General features: G+C 68.5%; 17 protein-coding genes. 8 read left to right on the top strand and 9 right to left on the bottom strand.

The annotated features are described in order from the left end of the window. The first annotated feature begins 7 nt into the window (after positions 1 to 7). Entirely contained in the window at positions 8 to 397 is a 390-nt protein-coding gene (locus HRC28_RS11460; RefSeq protein WP_182380199.1) for a DUF1304 domain-containing protein, read from the top strand. Positions 398 to 525: 128 nt separating this feature from the next. On the opposite strand, the gene HRC28_RS11455 is transcribed toward HRC28_RS11460, so the two are convergent. From HRC28_RS11455 to HRC28_RS11440, 4 genes are all read right to left on the bottom strand, one after another. Then, positions 526 to 861 carry a GIY-YIG nuclease family protein gene (locus tag HRC28_RS11455; protein WP_182380198.1) on the bottom strand — a complete coding sequence of 112 codons (336 nt, stop codon included), beginning with the start codon at positions 859 to 861 and terminating at the stop codon, positions 526 to 528. Positions 862 to 962: 101 nt separating this feature from the next. Next, complete coding sequence (locus tag HRC28_RS11450; protein WP_182380197.1) at positions 963 to 2,225, bottom strand: DUF1501 domain-containing protein; 1,263 nt, start codon at positions 2,223 to 2,225, stop codon at positions 963 to 965. Between the two features lie 7 nt (positions 2,226 to 2,232). Further along, on the bottom strand, positions 2,233 to 3,693 hold the full coding sequence (locus HRC28_RS11445; RefSeq protein WP_182380196.1) for a DUF1800 domain-containing protein: 1,461 nt from the start codon (positions 3,691 to 3,693) through the stop codon (positions 2,233 to 2,235). 7 nt (positions 3,694 to 3,700) lie between these two features. Next, positions 3,701 to 4,126, bottom strand: coding sequence for a hypothetical protein (locus tag HRC28_RS11440; protein WP_182380195.1), 426 nt, complete (start codon positions 4,124 to 4,126; stop codon positions 3,701 to 3,703). A gap of 42 nt (positions 4,127 to 4,168) precedes the next feature. Between HRC28_RS11440 and HRC28_RS11435 the strand changes: the two genes are divergently transcribed. Beyond that, positions 4,169 to 5,512, top strand: a complete 1,344-nt coding sequence (locus HRC28_RS11435) for a deoxyribodipyrimidine photo-lyase (protein ID WP_182380194.1) — start codon at positions 4,169 to 4,171, stop codon at positions 5,510 to 5,512. After that, a complete protein-coding gene (locus HRC28_RS11430; RefSeq protein ID WP_182380193.1) occupies positions 5,509 to 6,141 on the top strand; it encodes an alpha/beta fold hydrolase in 633 nt (210 codons plus the stop codon). Before HRC28_RS11435 ends, HRC28_RS11430 begins: the two co-directional genes overlap by 4 nt. Before the next feature lie 9 nt (positions 6,142 to 6,150). Here the strand turns inward: HRC28_RS11430 and HRC28_RS11425 are convergent, their stop codons facing one another. Both HRC28_RS11425 and HRC28_RS11420 read right to left on the bottom strand, forming a co-directional pair. Next, complete coding sequence (locus tag HRC28_RS11425; RefSeq protein WP_182380192.1) at positions 6,151 to 6,411, bottom strand: metal-sensitive transcriptional regulator; 261 nt, start codon at positions 6,409 to 6,411, stop codon at positions 6,151 to 6,153. Then, entirely contained in the window at positions 6,395 to 6,826 is a 432-nt protein-coding gene (locus HRC28_RS11420; RefSeq protein ID WP_182380191.1) for a DUF302 domain-containing protein, read from the bottom strand. Before HRC28_RS11420 ends, HRC28_RS11425 begins: the two co-directional genes overlap by 17 nt. A 95-nt stretch (positions 6,827 to 6,921) precedes the next feature. Between HRC28_RS11420 and HRC28_RS11415 the strand changes: the two genes are divergently transcribed. The 5 genes from HRC28_RS11415 to HRC28_RS11395 all read left to right on the top strand — a co-directional run bounded on the left by HRC28_RS11415 (position 6,922) and on the right by HRC28_RS11395 (position 11,617). Then, positions 6,922 to 9,081, top strand: coding sequence for an MMPL family transporter (locus HRC28_RS11415; protein WP_237111801.1), 2,160 nt, complete (start codon positions 6,922 to 6,924; stop codon positions 9,079 to 9,081). A gap of 49 nt (positions 9,082 to 9,130) precedes the next feature. Further along, a complete protein-coding gene (locus HRC28_RS11410) occupies positions 9,131 to 9,532 on the top strand; it encodes a carboxymuconolactone decarboxylase family protein (protein WP_182380190.1) in 402 nt (133 codons plus the stop codon). Beyond that, the gene (locus tag HRC28_RS11405) at positions 9,529 to 9,732 is read left to right on the top strand and encodes a DUF2892 domain-containing protein (RefSeq protein WP_182380189.1); all 204 of its coding nucleotides are present in this window, start codon (positions 9,529 to 9,531) and stop codon (positions 9,730 to 9,732) included. The genes HRC28_RS11410 and HRC28_RS11405 overlap by 4 nt, the downstream gene beginning before the upstream one ends. 44 nt (positions 9,733 to 9,776) lie before the next feature. Then, positions 9,777 to 11,249: a cardiolipin synthase gene (cls, locus tag HRC28_RS11400; RefSeq protein ID WP_182380188.1), complete on the top strand. Its 1,473-nt coding sequence runs from the start codon at positions 9,777 to 9,779 to the stop codon at positions 11,247 to 11,249. 155 nt (positions 11,250 to 11,404) lie between these two features. Then, entirely contained in the window at positions 11,405 to 11,617 is a 213-nt protein-coding gene (locus HRC28_RS11395; RefSeq protein WP_182380187.1) for a hypothetical protein, read from the top strand. A gap of 190 nt (positions 11,618 to 11,807) precedes the next feature. Here the strand turns inward: HRC28_RS11395 and HRC28_RS11390 are convergent, their stop codons facing one another. The 3 genes from HRC28_RS11390 to HRC28_RS11380 form a co-directional block, all read right to left on the bottom strand. Then, positions 11,808 to 12,140, bottom strand: a complete 333-nt coding sequence (locus HRC28_RS11390; protein ID WP_202033310.1) for a helix-turn-helix domain-containing protein — start codon at positions 12,138 to 12,140, stop codon at positions 11,808 to 11,810. Between the two features lie 368 nt (positions 12,141 to 12,508). After that, complete coding sequence (locus HRC28_RS11385; RefSeq protein WP_272902683.1) at positions 12,509 to 13,261, bottom strand: A24 family peptidase; 753 nt, start codon at positions 13,259 to 13,261, stop codon at positions 12,509 to 12,511. Positions 13,262 to 13,314: 53 nt separating this feature from the next. Further along, complete coding sequence (locus HRC28_RS11380; RefSeq protein WP_182380185.1) at positions 13,315 to 15,498, bottom strand: hypothetical protein; 2,184 nt, start codon at positions 15,496 to 15,498, stop codon at positions 13,315 to 13,317. Positions 15,499 to 15,525: the final 27 nt, after the last annotated feature.

The raw sequence follows: 15,525 nt of genomic DNA, 5'->3' as shown, positions 1-15,525 counted from the left end.
ACCCGCCATGACCGCTGTCGCCCTCGTCTTCGCCGGGCTGGCCGCCCTGCTCCACGTCTACATCTGGGTGATGGAGTCCCTCACCTGGACCAGCCCGAAGACCCGGGCGACCTTCGGCACCAGCGCCGAGGAGGCCGAGGCGACCAAGGAACTGGCCTACAACCAGGGCTTCTACAACCTGTTCCTCGCCGTGGTCACCGCCATCGGCATCGGGCTGATCGCCGCCGACCACGACGACGTGGGCGCCGCCCTGGTCTTCACCGGCGCCGGCTCGATGGTCGCGGCCGGCCTGGTCCTGTTGCTCTCCTCCCCCGACAAGGCCCGCGCCGCCCTGACCCAGCTGACCTTCCCCGCGATCGCCGTCGTCCTCCTGGCCGTGTCCAAGTTCGTCGAGTAGCCGCGAGGAACGAGCGGCGTATCGAGACGCCCGGCCCCGCAAGCTCGTCGCGTATCGAGACGCCCGGCCCCGCAAGCTCGTCGAGTAGCCGCGAGGAACGAGCGGCGTATCGAGACGCCCCGGCGACGCTACTCGCCGGCAACTGCAGGCGGCCCGTCCTCCTCTGAGTTCGCGGGACGCCCGAAGTCCTTCTTCGCAAGCGCCGGCAGCGCTTCGTAGTCCCCGCGAATCAGTGCCTCGCGTTTCGCCCGCGACCAGCCCTGCACCTGCTTCTCGATCGCGAACGCATCAGCGACATTGGCGTACTCGAACGACCAGGCGAGCGTGACGGGGCGCCGCCCCGATCGACTCGTGTACGCCGACCCGGTCCCCTCGTTGTGCTCCCAGAGCCGCTTTTCCAGGGCGTGGGTGCTTCCGACGTAGTAGGAGCCATCGGCACATTGCAGGATGTAGACGAATGCCATCCCGGAACCATGCTCCGGGACCACGCAGTTGTCGAACGGCTATCCACAGGCGTCTCGATACGCAGCTCGCTGGCGCTCGCCGCTACTCGACGAACTTGGCTCTAGAGGATCGCGCCGACGGTCTCGGGCTGGAACCCGGGGAACACCTGCGCGGACGACGCCCCCATCCGTTTCACGGCCACTTCGGCGAGGACGCTGCGGTAGTCGGTGGTGACGAGGAGATCGGCGTTGGCGGTGTTGGTCAGGCCCGGCCAGTTGCCGTAGTAGCCGCCCTTCACGCCCGCACCGAAGAGCATCATCGCGGTGCCGTAGCCGTGGTCGAGGCCGTAGTTCGCGTTCTCCTTGGTACGACGACCGAACTCCGAGAGCGTCACGAGGGTGACCTTCGCGGCCAGTGGTCCCAGGTCGGTGAAGAACGCCGCCACTCCGCGGGCGAACTCGGTCGTCATCCTCTGCATCTGGCCCCAGGCCAGTGGTCCGAGGTCGGCGTGGTGGTCCCAGGAGCCGTAGTCGACGGCGATCACGTCGGCGCCAACGTCCCCGCGAATGGTGCGCGCGGCGGCGGCCATCGCCTTGCCGAAGTCACCGGAGGGGTAGGCGGCGCCGTTGGCCGGTGTGGCGGAGACGGCCCTGACGGGCGCGAAGTCGCCGATCGCCTGCATGGCGGCCCGCGCGCCGACGCCGAGCGGTCCGGGCGCCCCAGCCCACATCGTCCGCATCGACTTCGGGCGCCGGCGCGCGGTGTCCCATTTGTCCGCGCCGGCGAGTTGCATGTCGGCGATGGTGTCGACGGCAACGCTGGCCTGCGGACCGGCGAGCGCGACGGGTGTCACGGATTCGCCGAAGCTGATCGCCTGCAGCGGGTTGGTGTAGCTGTCGCGGCCGATCAGCCGGTTGAGCCAGCCCACCCGGGCGGCCGATCCGGGGTCGGCGTCCTCGACTTCTTCGATGGCCGCGAAGTGGGACCGGTTCGGTGCGGGCAGTCCGGTGGCGTGGACGGTGGCCATCTGACCGGCGTCCCACAACGGCAGCAGCGGCGCGAGGTGCGGGTGCAGGCCGAAGAATCCGTCCTTCGCGAGCAGCGTCTCGGACGGCACCGCGATGCGGGGCCGGGCGGCGTAGTAGACGGGGTCTCCGTGCGGGACGACGAGGCTCATCCCGTCGACCGCGCCGCGCATCGACAACACGACCAGGACGGCGGGTGCCGATCGCGTGGCGGCAAACGAGGTCTCCATGAAGGCGGTGCCGAAGGCGCTCACCGCGGTCAGGCCAACGCCCGCCCCGACGGAACCGCGCAGCAGCCCGCGCCGCGACATCCGGGTGAACTCCGGGCACCCCTCAGCACATCCAGAAGCAGCAGTCACCAGGTCCTCATCTCGTCATGTGCGTCGGTGAGTCGAGGAAGACGGTGAGCACCCGCGCCCACTCCCAGCGCACGATCCGGTGGGTGGAGCTGATGACCTCGGACGGACGACACCCGGTCGCCTCACATGCCACCTGCAACATCAGGGCCGTCGAGCCGGCCCCGTGCACGCTCCGGGCGACGTGGTCGACGAGTTCGTCGAACCGGATCCGTCTCTGCGGCAACCAGCTGACCGCGCTCCGGTAGCCGGTGCCGACCTTGGGCCACCAGCCGCCGGCCATCGTGTAGTGGATGTCGAGCGAGGCGAGGAAGCGCGACGTCGATCCCCAGTCGGCGGCGGTGTCGGGCCGTCCGTCGGGTCGTTGCCAGCCGAACGGTGTCAGCCCGATCGACTGGCTCTGCCACAGGATCGCGTTCGCGCCTGACGAGTCGTCACTGGTCCGCGGCGGCGCCGTGAAGCGGGCCCCCAGGGCCCGCCAGGTCGCGACGACGTCCTCGGGTGGGGTGCGGACCTTCTTGCCGCGCGAGGTCGCGAACTCCGACGACGCGACGAGCGCCTTCAGCACCGGCCGGATCGCCGTACCGTTGGCGAGGTAGACCTGCGCGAGCCGGGTGACCAGCGCGTCCGAGGGCACGTCGGAGACGAACCGCCGCGCCAGCTTCAGTGCGATTCGCCGTGCCGTCGCGGGGTGGTGTGCGAGGTACGTCAGGTAGGCGGCCAGTGCCGTCCGTCCGTCGGGGTCGCTGTTGGCGTGCGCGAAGCCCATCACCTGCACCGGACCGGTCCAGTGCTTGACCGGGTCGTAGGAGAACGCCCAGTCCGACCAGAGCCCCACGCGGTAGCCGGTGAGGATGCGCGCGGAGTTCTTCACGTCGTCCTCGCCGTACTCCCCGCGCCCCACCGTGTGCAGTTCGAGCAGTTCGCGCCCGAGGTTCTCGTTGGGTGCGGACTTCGAGGAGTTCGCGTTGTCGAGGTAGACCGCCATCGCGGGATGCGTGATCGCGGCGAGCAGGAGTTCGTCGAAGCGACCCAACGCATGCTTCCGCACGGTCTTTCCGTACGACGACCGGAACGGCCCGACTTCACCCGTCGCTGGCACGTGGAGGTGATGCTCCCAGAACTCCGCCATCACTTCCCGCACCTGCCGCTGGGAACCGTACCGGCGCACCATCGCCCAGCACTGGTAGTTGGCGTCGGCCCGCCACAGCTCCTCGACCTCGTCCTTGTGCCGCTGCCACACGGTTTCGGGCGAGGCGTTGATCGAGGGCCACCAACGGGCGGTCTGGATGTAGACGTTGTCGTCGTACGCATCGGCCAGCTGCCGGTTGAACCACGGCCCGAAGCCGCCGGCGGCGGTGACCTGGTTGCGCAGCGCCGGCGTGTACCCGTTCGTGAAGCGACGGAGACCGTGGAGCGTTGCGGCGCTCGGAATCGTCGTACGGCGGTAGGGACGTGGCGTGTACGTCACCTACCCGTCATCGGCCTGCGGACGGCCCGCCTGAGCTGTTGTGCGCCTCGGCGCGCTGCTTGATCTCGGCCCACGGGCAGCGCTGCCGCAGCGTCGCGCCGCTCGGCGCCCCGTCCTGCTGCTTCGCCCAGTCGGAGTAGTCCGCGAACGTGCCGGTGCTCCCCGGAGCCGTGAGGTACGACGCCACGATGGCCACGACGTCGTCGTCGCTCCACCGACGGGTGGTCGAGCGGGTCTTGTTGGTCGCGACCCCGGCTCGGGCGCAGGCTTCGTTCCAGGAGCCGAACCGGCGGATCAGCAGCGCCGGGGAGGCGGCGTCGTGGCTGCGCTGCCAGGCGTCGTACGCGCCGGCGGTGAGGGGTTCACCGAGCTCGCCGGCTGCGGCCGCGAGGTCCGCGGCGAGCCGTGCGTCGGAGTACTCGGGTGCCCGCATGCCGGTCACGCTACTGCTTTGCGGCTCTGCCAGCATGGCGAGGTGACGCCGACGATCCTGTGGTTCCGCCGGGACCTCCGCCTCTCCGACCACCCGGCGCTGCTGGCGGCCGCAGAGTCCGGCCCGGTGCTGCCCGTCTTCGTCCTGGACCCGGTGTTGCTGGCCTCTGCGGGACCCGTGCGGATGGCGTTCCTGCAGGCGTCACTCAGCGCCCTCGACACAGACCTGCGGCGCCACGGACCGGGCCTGGTCGTCCGCACCGGCCGCCCTGCCGCCGTACTCGCCGACCTGGTCCGCGAGACCGGCGCGCGCGAGGTCCACGTCAGCGCCGACTTCAGCCCGTACGGCGTCCGGCGCGACCGGCACGTCGAGGAGACGCTTGAGGTGCCCCTGGTCCGGACGGGCTCCCCCTACGCCGTCGCACCCGGCCGCCTCACCACCGGCGCGGGCAATCCGTACCGCGTCTTCACGCCGTTCTACCGCGCCTGGGTGGAGCACGGCTGGCGGCACCCGGCGGACTCCGACCCGGCGGCCGTCGACTGGGTCGGCGCACCCAGCGAACAGATCCCCACGCACGCAACCACCACGGCAACTCTCCCCGAGGCCGGCGAGGCAGCCGCCCTGCAGCGCTGGCGCGACTTCGTCGGCACCCCGTACGACGACATCCGCGACCGCCCGGACCTGGACGCCACGTCGCGACTGTCGACCGCACTGCGCTGGGGCAGCGTCCACCCGCGCACCCTGCTCGCCGGCCTCGATCCGGCCGACCCGCACAGCGAGGTGTTCCGCCGCGAGCTGGCCTGGCGCGAGTTCTACGCCTCGGTGCTGCACGCCTGGCCGGCGTCGGCCACCGACTACTTCCGACCTGAGCTCAAGGATCTCCCCTACGTCACCGGCCCCGAACTGACCGATCGCCTCACCCGGTGGGCGGCCGGCACCACCGGCTTCCCGATCGTCGACGCCGGGATGCGGCAACTGCTCGCCGAGGGCTGGATGCACAATCGGGTGCGGATGATCGTGGCGTCGTTCCTGGTCAAGGACCTGCAGGTGGAGTGGCAGCACGGTGCCGCGCACTTCATGGCGCACCTCGTCGACGGTGATCTGGCGAGCAATCAGCACAACTGGCAGTGGGTGGCCGGGTGCGGCACCGATGCGGCGCCGTACTTCCGGATCTTCAACCCGATCACCCAGGGCGAGAAGTTCGACCCGGCGGGTGACTACATCCGCCGCTGGGTGCCCGAACTTGCCGGACTCCCGAAACCAGCAATCCACCGGCCCTGGCGCACCGAACTTCCCGTGGGCTATCCCGAACCGATCGTCGACCATGCCGTGCAGCGCAACGAGGCACTGGCCGCCTACCAACTGATCCGAGGGCAACGAACATGACCGACGCGCCGAAGTTCACCGACGTGCGCGTGCCGAAGGATCCGCGCGCGATCACGCTGGTCCTGCATGGCGGCGCCGAGCACGGCACCGGAGCAGTGGGCGTCCGGAGCCTCTCGTGGCGCCGCGGCCGCGTGCTGGCCCGCCACCTCGCTCCCGCACTGAAGGTGGACGGCATCGGCATCGTGCTCCTGCGCTACCGCGTCAAGGGCTGGAACGCCCGGCCCGGCGCGCTGCCCGACCCGGTCCAGGACGCGCGGTGGGCGCTCGACGAGATCCGCCGCCAGTACGACCTGCCCGTCGTGATCGTCGGTCACTCGATGGGCGCACGTACGGCTGTCGCCGTCGCCGACGACCCGTCGGTGCGCGGCGTGGTCGCCCTGGCGCCCTGGTTCCCGAAGGACGAACCGTTCGACGCGCTCGCGGACAAGGTGCTCCACGCCGCCCACGGAAGTCGCGACCACATCACCTCGGCGAAGGCGACGATGCGGTACGTCGAACGAGCTGGCACCGTCGCCAGGGAAGCCAGCTTCGTCGACATGGGCCCGGTCGGCCACTACCTGCTGCGGCAGTCGGGCCTGTGGAACCTGGTGGCGCTCAGCGGCGTGCAGAAGATCCTCGCGGACGCCTGAACCACCGAATCAGGCCAGGGCGAGGAAGACCTTCTCCATCTTCTTGGCGTCGACGCTGTCGGGCCCACCCTCGGCAAGGCACTTCTGCAGGCCGGTCGAGACGAGCGCGTAGCCACCCCGACTGATCGCCTTGTTGACCGCGGCGAGCTGCAGCAGTGCGGCCTCGCAGTCGGCGCCCTCCTCAAGCATCCGGATGACCGATGCCAGGTGGCCGTTCGCCCGCTTGAGGCGGGTGATGATGGCCTTGATCTCCTCAGGCTCCAACTGCATGACGCTCTCCTGCCTCGACGCTCAGAGCGTCCATCATCCCCAACAGCCGGGCGCGGGTCTCGGCGGCCACCGCCATGACTTCCGCATCCGGAGCGATTCGCACCAGGAGAGCAATGTCGAAGACCTCGACTCGGCTGTGCTGCGCGTCGACTTGAGTGATCACTACGTTGCACGGAAGCAGGGTCGCGATCCAGGGACTGGACTCGAGCGCGCGGTAGGCGAGTTCCGGGCGACAGGCACCGAGGATCACCTGTGCCGGCACGTCCACACCCAGCTTGGCAAGCAGGGTCGCTTGCAGGTCGATCTCGGTGAGGACGCCGAAACCGGCGTCTCCCAGCAGTTCTCGCACGCGCTCCACCGTGGGCGCGTGCGCCATCGGGACGGTGCTGCTCAGGGTGGGGTCGGTGGCTTCCATGGCGTTCCAATCGATCGAGGCTGGCATCCCCCCGGGGGGATATGTTACGTTCCCATCGTATCCCCCCGGGGGGATAAAGGGAAGGAGGCGTCACCGTGGCGCAATCGACAGAGGAACTGACCGACGCAACCGCCCCACCGACCGCGGTTCCTGGCCCGCTGGGCCGACTCGGCATCTGGGTGACCGAGCACCGCAAGATGGTCGGCATCGGCTGGATCGTCCTGGTGATCGGGCTCGGCATCTTCGCCCCCTCGGTCGAGAAGAACCTCTCGGGCGCCGGCTGGCAGGCGAACGGATCGGAGTCCGTCGCCACACGCGACCTGGTCCAGGAACACTTCGGCGGCACCGCGAGCCACGCGATCCAGGTGGTCGTGCACAGCACCGACGGTCCGCTCACCGAGGGCGACGGACCCGAGGTCCTCGCCGAGGTGACCCGCATCCTCGAGGCCGAGCCGCGCCTGGCCGAGGTGATCGCACCGCTGCCCGGCATCAGCATGTCCGGCGACCAGCACACGGGAGTCGTCCTCGCCGGCGCCGGCGTGGACACCAACGAGATGGTGCGCGTCGCGACCGACCTGAAGGAGGAACTGCAGGCCCTCTCCACTGACACCGTCCAGGTGAACCCGACGGGCTCGTCGCTGCTCTGGTCGGACTTCAACGAGGCCAACCTCGAGGCGATGCTGACCTCGGAGCTGTACTCGTGGCCCGTGACCCTGGCCATTCTCGTGCTCGCCTTCGGGGCGCTGGTCGCCGCCGGACTGCCCCTGCTGCTCACGTTGGCCGGACTCGTTGCCTCGGCCGGCTCACTCGTCCTGATCAACGAGCTCGTCCCGGTGTCGATCTGGGCGATGAACTTCGCCATGATGTTCGCCCTCGCCCTGGGCATCGACTACGCACTCTTCCTGGTCGTCCGCTACCGCGCCGCACGGCTGGGCCGCAACAGCTCACCGCAACGGGCGATCGCCGAGACCATGGACACGGCCGGCAAGGCAGTCCTGCTCTCGGGCGCGACCGTGCTGGTGTCCCTGTCGGCCGTGATGCTCGTGCCCTCGCCGTCGTTCCGTTCGATGGCCGGCGGGATCATGATCTCGGTCATCTTCGTCCTGGCCGCGACCCTGACCCTGCTCCCCCTCGTGCTCTTCAAGCTCGACCAGCGCATCAACCGGTTCGCCCTGCCCTGGGCCCGGGTCGGCGAGCACCGCTCCCCCCTCTTCGCTCGCTGGGGCGAGCACCTCTGGCGTCGCCCGTGGGCATGGGGCATCGGCTCCACCGCAGTGCTCGTGCTGCTGGCCACCCCGATCCTCGGCCTGCAGACCGGCATGCCGTCGATCAAGGTCCTCCCCGACGACGCGAGCGCCCGGATCGGCTACGAGCAGGTCAAGGACGCCTTCGGCCCGGGCGCCCCGGGGATGCTGCAGATCGTCGTCAACGACGAGGACGTCGACCGTACGACGCTGGTGGTCGACGCCGACCCGGGCATCGAAGCCGTGATGCCCGCCCAGCCCGCCGGCGACGGCTCGGGCCGCACCCTGATCCAGGCCGTGCCGACGGTGGATCCGTCCGACCCCGCCCTGCCCGCAATCCTCGACCGCCTGCGCACCGACCTGCCGTCGTCTGCGCTGATCGGTGGCGCTGCTGCCGAGAACATCGACCTCACCGCCCAACTCGACCGATCGACTCCGCTCGTGATCGGCGTGGTCCTCGTCCTGGGCTTCCTGCTCCTGCTGTTCGCGTTGCAGGCGCCCCTCATCTCGCTGCTCGGCACGCTGGCCAGCCTGCTGTCCACGGCCGCAGCCTTCGGGGTGGCCCGCCTGGTGTTCCAGGACGGCCACGGATCGGGGTTGCTCGGCTTCGAGCCCCAGGGCTTCCTCGATGCCTGGGCGCCGGTGTTCTTCTTCGCCATGATCTTCGCGATCGCCATGGACTACACCGTGTTCCTCCTCGCGTCCGCGAAGGAGCACTGGGAGAAGTCGGGTGACCCGAAGGAAGCGATGGTCGGCGCGGTCGCTCACTCCGGCCGGGTGATCTTCGCGGCCGGCGGGGTGATGGTCGCGGTCTTCTTCACCTTCGCCCTCTCCGGTCCGCTCCCGCCCAAGGAGATGGGCGTGATCCTCGGCGTCGCGGTGCTGCTGGACGCCTTCCTGGTTCGCCTGGTCCTGCTGCCGGTGCTGCTGCGCCTGACCGGCCGTGCCGCCTGGGCGACGCCCGCCTGGCTGCAGCGCATCCTGCCCACCATCACCTTCGCCCACGAATGAACAGCCCACGCCCCGCCACTGCACGTCCGCACTCGAAAGGACCCACCTCATGACCACTGACACCAACGACACCGCGGTGCAGGCCTCACTGCACGGCAAGGTCGTCCTCAACGACCTCGTCCCGCTGCACCGCAACCTGCGCCACGCCATCCCCGACGTCTACAAGGGCTTCGGAGAGTTGTCGAAGGCAGCGTTCGCCGATGGCGCCCTGGACAAGAAGACCAAGGAGCTGATCGCGCTGGCGATCGGCGTCGTCGAGGGTTGCGACGGCTGCGTGGCCTCCCACGGACAGGCTGCAGCCCGGGCCGGTGCCACCCGACAGGAGGCGGCCGAGGCCATCGGCGTGACGTTCCTGATGCACGGCGGCCCCGCCACCATCCACGGAGCCCGTGCCTACGACGCGTTCTGCGAGTTCGCGGACACGCTCGGACAACGAGGAGAAACGAAATGAACATCGACCGCGCCGTCTTCGCGCTCGCCGGAACCCTGGTTCTGGTCAGCGTCGCCCTGGCCACCCTGCTCTCCCCGTGGTGGCTGCTGTTGGCCGCCTTCGCGGGAGCCAACCTGCTCCAGTCGAGCATCACGGGCTTCTGTCCGGCTGCACTGATCCTGCGCAGGTTCGGCGTGCAGTCAGGTTGCGCCTTCCGCTGAGGCGCCTCCCGTGGGTCGAGCTTGTCGAGACCTAGTCTGCAGCCATGACCTGGCCCGATCCGACGTCGACCTTCGGCGTGATCTTCCTGATCCTGGAGGTGGGGCTCCGGGTCGTGGCACTCGGCGTCATCCCCGGCAACCGCAAGCCGTCGACGGGCATGGCCTGGCTGCTGCTGATTCTGGTGGAGCCGATCATCGGTTTCCTGATCTTCCTGACCTTCGGCCGCACCCGGCTGGGCAACCGCCGGGTCGGCCGCCAGCGCGAGGCGATGAAAGCCATCCGCGAACGCACCGACCAGCTCCCGTTGTCCTTCGACGCGAACCGGTTGCCTGCGCCGATCGCCCGCGTCGCCTCGCTCAACCACCGCCTCGGGGCGCTCCCCCTGACGGGCGGCAACGAGGTGCAGCTCTGGGACGAGTACTCCGGCGTGATCCTCGAGATGGCCGCAGAGGTCGACCGCGCGCGCAGCCACGTGCACGTCGAGTTCTACATCACCGCGTGGGACGACGTGACCGACCCGCTCTTCCAGTCGCTGATCCGCGCGACGGCCCGCGGGGTCGACGTACGCCTGCTGTTCGACCACCTCGGTTCGCGCGGCATCCCCGGCTACCACCGGATGCTGCGCCGCCTCCGCAAGACCGACATCGACTGGCATCCGATGCTGCCGATTCAGCCGTTGCAGGGCCGGTTCCGCCGCCCCGATCTGCGCAACCACCGCAAGATCCTCGTGGTCGACGGCAGCGTCGGGTTCACCGGTTCGCTCAACCTCACCGAGCCCTGTTACAACAAGCCGAAGAACCAGAAGCTCGGCCGCGAGTGGGTCGAGCTGATGGTCCGCCTGGAGGGCCCGGTGGTCGGTGGCCTGAACAGCGTCTTCGCGACCGATTGGTACGTCGAGACGGGCGAGCCGGTCGAACTGGTCGCCGTTCACGGCAAGCCCGACATCCGCCCCGACGAGGTGCTCGACGTGCCCTGCCAGGTCGTGCCGAGCGGCCCGGGCGTGCGCGCCGAGAACAACCTGCGGATGTTCACCACCCTGCTATACGCCGCCACGGAGCGGATCTCCCTGACCTCGCCGTACTTCGTCCCCGACGAGTCGCTCCTGTACGCCGTCACGACGGCCGCCGAACGCGGCGTGGAGGTGGAACTGTTCGTGAGCGAGGTCGCCGACCAGTTCATGGTCGGGCATGCCCAGGCGTCGTACTACAAGGAGCTGCTCCGGGCCGGCGTCCGGATCTTCCGGTACCCGGCGCCGTACGTCCTGCACGCGAAGCACTTCACGATCGACGACAACGTCGCGGTGATCGGTTCGAGCAACATGGACATGCGTTCGTTCGGCCTCAACTACGAGGTGTCGCTGATGCTCCCGGACCCTGCGGTGGTCGCTCGGCTGCGCGAGGTGGAGGACGGTTATCGCGCGCTGTCGAAGGAGTTGACGTTGGCCGAATGGGACCTCCGGCCGCGGCGCACGCGGTACGTCGACAATGTCATGCGCCTCACGGCCGCCCTTCAGTAGTCAATTGTGATGGGACCTTGTCCCGCTTTCGGCCCGACCTTGCCCTCTCCCATTGCGCCGGTCCGAGCCAGCATGGATCCTCGAAGAACAGGGCCTGAGGGAGAGCACGACGGGCCCTGGTCAACGAGGACTCGGGCACAACTGGGGGAGCAACCATGAGCGCACTGGCGTCCGAAACCGTCCTGGAGAACAGCCGGTCCGAGGTCCAGACCGGCCCGCGCCTTTCCCCCGAGCTCGAAGAGGTCATCCTCGAGATCGCCGCTTCCGAGCGTGCCCTCGACGACTTCCTCAACCGCAGCGACCGCCTGCACGACAGCAACATCCAGCACGACCCGTCGTCCTGCCTGGTCTGCTTCGCCGCTCGCTGATTCCAGCCAAGTTCGTCGCGTAGCCCGAGCCGCCTGGCGGTCGCGGTCAGTAGTGCACAGCAGGGTTGAGGATCTGACGGTGCCACATCTGCTCACGGTCCGCGGTACTGCAGACGCCCGGCCGGTACCGAGGTCACCGCGCCCGGGAGCCACACCCACACGAACGCGCTCGTTGGCCCCGCAGTTGTCATCAGAAGTCGTCCTGGAGGTCACGGGGACGGTTCCGGACCCGTTTCGGCAGGAGCGCCAGTTGGTTGCGTCCCTGGGCAACGAGGGCGGACAGTTCGCCGGCACCGGCACCGAACAGGTCCAGGCCCAGCAGGACGGCGACCTCGAACACGATCCCGATCGTGGAACTCGGCGCACCCTGCTCGATGCTGCGCAGCGTGTTCGCCGAGATCCCGGCCCGCTCGGCGAGCTCGATCTGGTTCCAGCGCCGAGCGCGTCGCCCTTGCCGCCCAGGACGACCGGAATGATCGACGCCTGACAGGCTCCGACTGTCGTGACCTGTAGTCGATCCCACGTCAGATCGAACAAGCTTTCGCGAACCTGGGCCGCAGGAATTTGACCATCCAGCCGGCCCCCTGGCGAGTAAAGCCCGGCAGACTTGGTGGCGCTTCACCGAATCAGGCCGTGGTGGGCGCTCCATGCAGGGGACACTGCACGGTTTGCGACCACCACGGCCTGTTGAAGACATTCCACCACCTCACGGCGGCTTTGCCGATCCCGCTTTTCCGATGTCCCCACTTCCGCTGGACAGCGCAGCGAGGCCGTCGCCGCAAGCTCGTCGCGTATCGAGACGCCCGGCCCCGCAAGCTCGTCGCGTATCGAGACGCCCGGCCCCGCAAGCTCGTCGAGTAGCCGCGAGGAACGAGCGGCGTATCGAGACGCTCAGTACCCGATCAGCTCCAGGTAGTAGTCCCCGAGCTCCCCGGCCCCCAGGATCGCGGCGAACGCCCCCAGGATCATGAACGGCCCGAACGGCACCGCGGTCTTGCGCCCGGCCTTGCCGCCAGACATCAGCAGTACGCCGGCAACGGCGCCGAGCAGGAAGCCCATGAAGGCACCGACGAGGAAGGTCCCCCACGTCAGATAGGCGGTCATCCCGCCGACGATCCCGGACAGCTTCACGTCACCGAAGCCCATGCCTCCCGGCGCGATCAGCCAGACGATGAAGAAGAACGCGAACAGGATCGCCGCGCCTTCGATCGCGCGCAGCAGCGCTCCTCCGTCTCCGCCGATGAGCAGCAGCCCACCCAGGACGACGTACGACGGCAGGACGATCTTGTCCGGCAGACGCTGGACGTCCAGGTCGATGAGCGCGAGCGCGATCCCGACGGCCGCGAAGGTCAGGTACGCCGGCAGCAACCGCAGTCCCTGCTCGTCGGTGCCGAGCCGCAGCGCCACCAGCACGAACGCCAGGCCCGTACCGGCCTCGACGAGCGGGTACCGCGCACTGATCGGCTCCCCGCAGTCGAAGCACTTCCCGCGCAGGATCAGCCACCCGATCACCGGCAGGTTGTGCCGGTTGCGGATCTCGTGCCCGCACTTCGGGCACGCCGACGGCGGACTGACGATCGACTCCCCCGCCGGCACGCGGTGCGCGACGACGTTGAGGAACGACCCGATGGCGAGCCCGAGCAGGCCAGCGAAGATCGGGACGAGGACCGAGAGGACCGAGAGGACTTCGTGCTCGCTCAGCGCTGGTGGCTCCAGTTCAGGACGGAGATCTGCCGGTTCGGCGGACCAGGGACCCCACCAGTATCGAACACCTTCACCCGCGCCTCCAGCGCGAACTCACCAGTACCTGCTGTACATCCGCTGGTGACCCCTGGGCACAGATAGACCTTGAGTCGGACCAGAGTCGTCTCGAACCCGAAGCCCGGTGAGTTGTCGGGGAGTTCGATGACAGCGCCCGGGAACGAGAACGACCCCGTCTCGAACACAACGAGAGAGCGGGCGATGACGCCGAACCTGAAGACCGACTCATCGAGGTTGTTGAGCGACAGATCGATCTTGGCGAGCGGGGTGTACGTGGTGCCCTGCACATAGAAGGTCGTGCTGTTTCCGAGCAGTTGTACGACCGCTGCACCGCCGACCGTGGCGACGGTGTTGCTGGGAATCGCGGCCGTGGTCTGTCCACGGAGCCCCGGCAGGTAGTAGGTCATCTCGAGTCGAACCGCATCCAGTTGGGCGACCTGCGGCGTGATCACCGGGGTCGGTCCTCCGGTCGACGTAGCCGTGGTGAGGGTTGACTCGAAGTTGACGTCCGCTCCGGTGTACCCGAAGTCATGCACGCGCTGCTGGAACGCACCCCAAGTGCTGCCGAGGGTCGCCAGGTCAACGGTGTCGGTGGTCAGGTTGGCGCGAGCCGGCAACGCCGTGGTCGTGAGCGCCGAACCGCCCGTGGGCGTCAGCGTAACGCGATTGACTTGCCCGCTGCCGGTGCTGGTGTTGCGGTGCGTCACCTTGAGCACCGCGCTCTTCAACACCGTCCCCTTCGGGAGCGATGTTCCCGTCTCGAACCCGTTCATCGTGATCGATCGAGTCTGGTTGCCAGCGTTGGTGGTCGTGCGTCGCCACACCGCGAGGTTGGCGTCGGTGGCTTGGTCGCCATCGACAGACTGCAAGTTCGGCGGAGTGGCGCCCGTGAAGGTGCCGTGGGTGCCCGCGGCGGTGACCGTGGGAGTAGTGCCCGTCTTAACGGTGAGCGCGGACCCTCCCGACACATCGGTGAGGGTGGCGGTTCCCGTCTTCTGACCGTAGATCGCGATCGGGGGCCGGCTGGTGTGGTACGTGGCGCAGAACTCGACCTCCGTGTCCTGACCGTTGGCCTCGATGAGCATCCGGCTGTCACCGCCGAATATCAACTGCACGCCAGCGGCGTTCACGTCGTCGATGGGGTTCACGCAGCGCCCCGGAACCGTGGTGTCGGCTGTCAGCGTGCCGCCGATGACCGTCTTGCGTGAACCGATCGTCCACACGTTGCCTCCGCCCGCTGCGATGTCGCTGTCGAAGAGGGTGTCGACGGAGTTGTTGTGGAAGTCGAAGTAGTACGGACCGGGCTGGAGGTGAATGAAGCACTGGCTGTTGGTGTTGGTCAGCGCGTTGAGCTTGGTGACGTCGTCGTAGTAGCCCGGGCTCAGGGTGACGGTGCCGTTGTTCGGGCAACTGGCCGGCGGCGTCTGGAGCGTGGGGATGCCAGTACCGGCAATGTCGAGATCGCTCTGGTAGTTCGGATCAGCCGTGGTGCTGGCAGAGCAGTTGACCACCGGCGCGATCATGGCCGCGATCGGCGTACAACCCGTGTGGGCGCGGATGCTCTCCGAGGACTCCAGGTTGCCATTGTTGTCACGGAAGATCGTCGAGTTCGACCAGATGCCGCCCTTCACGCGGAACGCTGCGCCCGAGCCGTTGGTCTTGAACGTGAAGCCATCCTCAGCGCCGCTGGTGCCCAAGGTGAGGATCGCGTTTCCCGGCTTGTTGGAGCTGTTGATCGGGACGGCCGAACCCTGCTCGCCCGTAGCGTCCTCGGCCTCACATTCCACCGCCGCGGACATCGCACTCTGGGTGTCACCCGTCTCCTTCGGGATGACGTTGTTCACGGCCAGGGTGTTGAGAGGAGTGGTGGATCCGCCGCTTCCGTTGTAGCCGAAGCAGCCGGTGCCCACAGCGTTGGTGTAGTACCAGGGCGTCGGCTCACCAGTCCCCGTGTTGTAGCCAGTCCTCAGCGCGTTGATCGCAACCTGGGCCGCACCGTCGGCGGCGTACGAAGACCGAGCGGCATCACGAAGCGCAATGGTGGCTCGCAGGCTGCCGTCACCGCGCGTCAAGACCAGACCGGTCACGACAGCCACCACCGTGACGATGATGATCGCCATGACGAGAATCGCTCCACGATCGTCTGG

Origin of the sequence: Nocardioides sp. WS12, assembly GCF_014108865.1 — a bacterium.
Lineage (GTDB): Bacteria > Actinomycetota > Actinomycetes > Propionibacteriales > Nocardioidaceae > Nocardioides.
The sequence above is the reverse complement of the archived record's forward strand: the minus strand, read 5'-3'. Positions and strand labels throughout refer to the sequence as shown.

What these genes read in the sequence shown, in the direction of transcription:
- HRC28_RS11455 (WP_182380198.1), bottom strand. Translation starts at nt 861, where the DNA reads ATGGCATTCGTCTACATCCTGCAATGTGCCGATGGCTCCTACTACGTC.
- HRC28_RS11380 (WP_182380185.1), bottom strand. Translation starts at nt 15,498, where the DNA reads ATGGCGATCATCATCGTCACGGTGGTGGCTGTCGTGACCGGTCTGGTC.
- HRC28_RS11410 (WP_182380190.1), top strand. Translation starts at nt 9,131, where the DNA reads ATGACCACTGACACCAACGACACCGCGGTGCAGGCCTCACTGCACGGC.
- HRC28_RS11405 (WP_182380189.1), top strand. Translation starts at nt 9,529, where the DNA reads ATGAACATCGACCGCGCCGTCTTCGCGCTCGCCGGAACCCTGGTTCTG.
- HRC28_RS11460 (WP_182380199.1), top strand. Translation starts at nt 8, where the DNA reads ATGACCGCTGTCGCCCTCGTCTTCGCCGGGCTGGCCGCCCTGCTCCAC.
- cls (WP_182380188.1), top strand. Translation starts at nt 9,777, where the DNA reads ATGACCTGGCCCGATCCGACGTCGACCTTCGGCGTGATCTTCCTGATC.
- HRC28_RS11425 (WP_182380192.1), bottom strand. Translation starts at nt 6,411, where the DNA reads ATGCAGTTGGAGCCTGAGGAGATCAAGGCCATCATCACCCGCCTCAAG.
- HRC28_RS11440 (WP_182380195.1), bottom strand. Translation starts at nt 4,126, where the DNA reads ATGCGGGCACCCGAGTACTCCGACGCACGGCTCGCCGCGGACCTCGCG.
- HRC28_RS11420 (WP_182380191.1), bottom strand. Translation starts at nt 6,826, where the DNA reads ATGGAAGCCACCGACCCCACCCTGAGCAGCACCGTCCCGATGGCGCAC.
- HRC28_RS11395 (WP_182380187.1), top strand. Translation starts at nt 11,405, where the DNA reads ATGAGCGCACTGGCGTCCGAAACCGTCCTGGAGAACAGCCGGTCCGAG.
- HRC28_RS11430 (WP_182380193.1), top strand. Translation starts at nt 5,509, where the DNA reads ATGACCGACGCGCCGAAGTTCACCGACGTGCGCGTGCCGAAGGATCCG.